Annotated in this window: 3 protein-coding genes; all 3 read right to left on the reverse strand. The window is 77.8% G+C overall.

Features of this window, described 5'->3' with window-relative positions:
* Nucleotides 1-169: 169 nt before the first annotated feature.
* Nucleotides 170-1,123, reverse strand: coding sequence for a bifunctional riboflavin kinase/FAD synthetase (locus ABZ318_RS38900; protein ID WP_356907138.1), 954 nt, complete (start codon nucleotides 1,121-1,123; stop codon nucleotides 170-172).
* Nucleotides 1,124-1,161: 38 nt separating this feature from the next.
* Nucleotides 1,162-4,938, reverse strand: coding sequence for a serine protease (locus tag ABZ318_RS38905; protein ID WP_356907139.1), 3,777 nt, complete (start codon nucleotides 4,936-4,938; stop codon nucleotides 1,162-1,164).
* 73 nt (nucleotides 4,939-5,011) lie between these two features.
* On the reverse strand, nucleotides 5,012-5,193 hold a 182-nt coding region (locus tag ABZ318_RS38910; protein ID WP_356907140.1), incomplete at its 5' end, for a hypothetical protein.

Below are 5,193 nucleotides of genomic sequence, written 5' to 3' on the forward strand. Positions count from 1 at the left end.
ACTTTGTGCGCCGCCGCTCGGGGTACGGGTCCAGGCGCGGAACGCGGAGGCGCCGCTAGGGGCGCCGTCCCGTGTGCCCACCCGTCCCGCCCCAGCGGGACGATTGCCCACACGGGGGGGGTGGGCGGGGGCACCGCCCCGCAGGCGCGCGCCCGCACGGGGCGCACCGTCAGGTGCGGTCGTACTCCTCCGTCAGCTCGCGGCAGCGCTTGACGTCTCCCGCCATCGCCTGGAGCAGATCGTCCAGGGTGTCGAACTTGAGCATGCCCCGCACGTACGCCAGGAAGTCCACGGCCACGTGCAGCCCGTACAGGTCGAGCCCCTCGCGGTCGATCGCGTACGCCTCGACCGTCCGCTCCGTACCGTCGAACTGCGGGTTCGTGCCGACCGAGATCGCCGCCGGCATCCGCTCCCCCGCCGCCGTCAGCCAGCCCGCGTAGACGCCGTCCGCCGGGATCGCCGTGTGCGGCAGGGTCTCGACGTTGGCCGTCGGGAAGCCGAGCTCGCGGCCGCGCTGCGCACCGCGGACGACGACGCCCTCGACCCGGTGCGGACGCCCGAGGATCTCGGCGGCCCCCACCATGTCGCCCTCGGCGACGAGGCGGCGGGTGAGGGTGGAGGAGAAGGGCTCACCGCCGCCGGCGGCCCCGCTGACGTACAGGTCGATGACCTCGACCTCGTAGTCGTACGTGGCGCCGAGCTCGGTCAGGAAGGCGACGTTGCCGGCGGCCCGGTGCCCGAAGCGGAAGTTGGGGCCCTCGATGACGGCCTTCGCGTGCAGCTTGTCGACGAGCACCTTGACGATGAAGTCGGCCGGGGACAGCTGGGAGAACTCGGCGGTGAACGGCAGCACCAGCACCGCGTCCACGCCGAGCTCCGCGATCAGCTCCGCGCGCCGGTGGTGCGGGGCGAGCAGCGGCGGGTGGCTGCCGGGGCGCACGACCTCGGAGGGGTGCGGGTCGAAGGTGACGACGACGGAGGGGATTCCCAGCTCCCGGGCGCGCTCGACGGCACGCCCGATGATCAGCTGGTGTCCGCGGTGCACCCCGTCGTAGGAGCCGATGGTGACGACGCTGCGTCCCCAGTCCTGGGGGATGTCCTCCAAGCCACGCCAGCGCTGCACTGTGACCGCTCCTCGTCCGCCTGTTCGCCCTGTTCGCCTTACGCAGGTCTAAGACTGCCATGTCCACGGCCGTCGGTACGCATCGGCATGGCGGTGCCGGGGCTCCGCAGCGCCCGGACGGTCTCCGGTCCGAGCAGCGGGGCCCAGTCGGCGGGGGCGTCGACCGTCCAAGCGGCGAGGAGCGCGGCGAAGACGGGCAGGTCGCGGACGGCTCCGGCCAGGGCCCGGTCGAGCCGCCAGGCGCCTTCGGGGGTACGGACGCAGAGCGCGCCGACCCGGTGGGCGAGCTGCCGGGTGCGCGGGACGGTGCGCAGCTCCGCGCCCTCCGCAGCAGCCCGCAGGAGCGCCTCCAGGACGGCGAGCTCCCCGGCCTCCGCCTCGTACCGCTCGTGTTCCAGGAGTACGTCGAGCAGCTCGGCCCGCAGATGGCGGGAGGCCCCGGTGCCGGGGGCGGCGAGGACGGGGGCGAGGGCGCGCCGCAGCGGCGCGGGGCGGCCCCGGATGAGGCCCTTGACCAGCGGGAAGAGGACCGCCCTGGCCACCGGCCCGTCCTCGAGGCGGCGGTCGACGAAGGCGGCGACGAGGGGGGCGCCGTCGGGGCGGTGGGCGGCGTAGTCGCGGACGAGGGCGGCGATCCGGCGGGCGAGGGCAGGCGTGTCGACCTCCGCGAGGGCCCGCAGGGCGGCGGCCGGTGCCTCGCCGGTGCCCTGCAGCCGGGTCCGGAAGGCGGCGAGGACCTCCTCGGGGTGGGTCGCGAGGGCCTCGGCGAGGGCGGCCGCGGGCACCTGGGGTTCGGCGAGGGCGCGGGGCAGGTGGCGGGGGCGGCTGTGCGGGTCGCGGACGAGGAGGCCGAGGGCGGCGCCGTGCAGGGCCTGGTCGCCGGGGCGGGCGAGCAGGGCGAGGGCGGCGTAGCGGAGGAGCTCGCGGTCGGCGGAGGTGGTGACGTGCCGGGCGACCAGGTGTCCGTACGCGGCGGCCGCGACGCGCCGCTCCGGGCGCCCGTCGTCGTGGGCCCAGCGGTCGACGGCCCGGCAGAGCGCGGAGGGCTCGTCCTCGGTGAGCGCGGCGAGGAGGCCGTCGGCGAGGGGGTGGGCGGTGGCGACGAGCGCCTCGCAGAGGTCGTCGACGGCGAGCCCGCGGTGGGCGTGCAGGAGGGCCTGGGCGGCGGTGGCGACGGTGGGGTGGTCGTCGCCGAGCCAGCGGCAGAGGAGCGGCTGGACGCCCCGGGGGTCGGCGGCCAGCAGCGCGGCGACGGCGTCGAGGCTCCGGTCCCCGTGGGGCGGGTCGGAGGGGACGAGCCGGCGCAGCAGGTCGATCCGCTCGTCCTCGCCGAGCGGCAGGCCCAGCCAGAAGGCGGTCCCGAAGGGGGCGAAGACCGGGTGCCGGTCCGGGCGGGCCCCGATGAGGTCGGCGAGCAGCCGCAGGACGGGCAGGTACGGCCGCGGGTCCGGCAGGCGCCGCACGCTCTCCCCGAGGAGCCGCGCGGCCCACCAGGCCCCGTCCCCGGCCTGCCCGTCCCGGGCGAACCGCCCGAGCGCCTCGGCGAGCGCGGCGAGCCGCGGCCCGAGCCCGGCGGGCCCCCGCTCCCGGTGCAGCAGCAGCAAGGCCTGCAGCACGGGCCCGATCCGATGCCGGGGAACGGGCAGGGCCTCCCCGGCGACGCCCCGCTGCGACGGAACCTCGACGAGGGGGGCGGCCCCGGAGGGCAGGTCGGGGCCATCGGGCGCGCCCTGCCCGGTGGGCGTCCTGGTCCCGGCAGCCCCGGCAGTCCCGGCAGTCCCGGACGCGGCCGGCGCACCGGGGGCATAGGACGCGCCCCGCCCAGCGGGCACCCTGAGCGCGTCGGGCCCCCCGGCTTCGCCCCGTGCGCCGGGGCCGTCCGGGGTGCCTGGACCGGCGGGTGCCCCGGCGGTGGCCGGTCGGCCCGGGGCTCCCGTCTCGGGCGGGCGGCCGGGCCCTCCGGCCGCGTCCTCGTGGTGCCGGTGGACCAGGGCGTGCAGGGCCGTGTCCAGGTCCAGGTGGGCGGCCTGGACCCAGTCGGCGAGTTCTTCGTGGGCGAAGCGGTAGCCGGAGCCCGCGGGGACGAGCAGGCCCTCGGTGAGGACGGCCGGTGCCCAGCCCTCCCGCCAGGGGAACAGCTCCTCGAAGGAGGCCCGGTCCAGGACGCCGTGCCCGGGCCCGAGGCACCGGCGGGCCGCCTCGTGCACCCGGCCGGTCACGCGCGCGGCGAGCCTGCGGACGGCCGTCCCGCGGACGAGCGGCCGGGAGCCCGCGGCGATCCGGACGGCGGCCCGCAGGCACATCAGGTCCAGGTGGGCGGTGAAGATCTCCTCGCGCCCGGGCCGCCCCGGCACCTCCCCCGGCAGCGCCGCCCGCACCTCGGCGAGCAGCCGCAGGGCCAGCGGGTGCCGGGCGTCCGCCGCGGCGAGGTCCGCCTCCCCGATCCCGTACCCCTCGCGTACGGCACGGGCCTCCGCCTCGGAGTACGGCCCGAGGAACACGGCCGGGGGCGTTCCGCCGCCGGTCGTCGCGGTCGCGGCAGGGCCCGGACCGTCCGGTCGGCCTTCCGGGTCCGTCGCGGGCCGGTGCGGCGCACCCGGCCCCGCGTCCGCCACCGGTCGGTGCAGGGCGCCCGGGGTGTACAGGGTGCCCGCCTGTTCCCAGTGTTCCGGGCGGCAGGCGGTGATCAGGTGGGTCCCGTGGGTGCGGAGCCAGCGTTCCGTGGCCGTCGTCCAGTCGGCGAGCCGGTGGGCGAGGAGCGGGGGCATCTCCTCGGGGCCGTCGAGGACGACGAGGAGCGGGCGGCCCGCGTCCCGGGCGAGGGCGGCGGCCCGCTCCGGGGTGGCGGTCGTGGTGTTGCCGAGCGCCCCGGACGCGGCGACGATCCGGCCGGCCTGGTGGAGGGCGCGGCCGACGGCGTCGGCGAGCGAGCGGTCCTCGGCGCGCAGGTCGGCCCCGCGCAGCCGGACGGTGGGGGCGGGCGCGACGCCCCGGGCGCGCCGGGCGCAGAGCGCGGCGAGGGCGGTGGTGCGGCCGGTTCCGGGGGCGCCGACGAGGGCGAGGACGGGGGCGTCGCCGGCCGTGAAGCGGGCGAACTCGCGTACGCAGTCGGGCCGTTCGACGGGTTCGGGCCAGGGGTCGGGGTCTCGTGCGGGTCCGGTGGAGGTGGCGGTGAGTTCCAGGATCGCGGCGAGGTTGAGGTCGGGTCCGTAGGCGGGGACGGTGGCCGCGTTGCGCCGGAGCAGGGCGGTGAGGGGGCCGGCGGGCCGGAGCGGCACCGCGTATCCGGCGGCGCGGCGGTCGCCGTGCAGGGCGGTGCCGAGGACGGCGAGGACGGTGCCGGTGACGGTGTCGAGGACGGGTCCGCCGGCGGCCTGTCCGCCGCGGCGGAGCGCCTCGGCGCCCTCGGTGCCGATGGCGAGTTCGAGGGCGTCGGTGAGGGCGTGGAAGCGGTCGGCGGCGGTGTACGTGACGGTGGCGGGGCCGAGGACGCGGGCCTCGCGCCAGCCCTGGGCGGCGATCCGCACGTATGTGCCGGGCTCGATCTCGGGCCGGGTCGCGAGCGGCAGCGGGCGGCCGCCGAGCCCTTCGGTCCGTACGAGCGCGAGGCCGCTCTCGGGCAGGGGGGTGACGGCCCCGGCCTCGGCGAGGCAGGTGCGGTCGCCGGGGGCGTGCAGGACGACGCGGCTGAGCCCGTAGACGGCTTCGTGGCTGGTGACGACCGTCCCGTGGTGGTCGGCGAGGAAACCGGTGCCGCGCGGCCGGCCCGCCGGATCGCAGATCCGCACCAGCGTCGCCAGGTCCCCGCGTCCCATGGTGTCGACGGTAGGCGGCCGGTGATCGTCCGAAGGCGCCCGTCGGAGAACGCGCCCCCTGACACTCCCCCGTTCACATCGAGCGCCTCCCCGATGGGGTGAATTTCGGCGGCTCCGTGGGACAGATACTCCCCGGGGGAAACGGAGGGGGGGCCTCGGCGGAGGCGCTGATGAAGGCCGGGTCGTAGATGCCGTCGCCGCCCATGACGGGGATCTTGGCGCCGGTCTTCTTGACCTGGTCGACCTGATCGAGGC

The sequence above is a fragment of the Streptomyces sp. NPDC006197 genome (assembly GCF_040613865.1).
Taxonomy (GTDB): Bacteria; Actinomycetota; Actinomycetes; order Streptomycetales; family Streptomycetaceae; genus Streptomyces.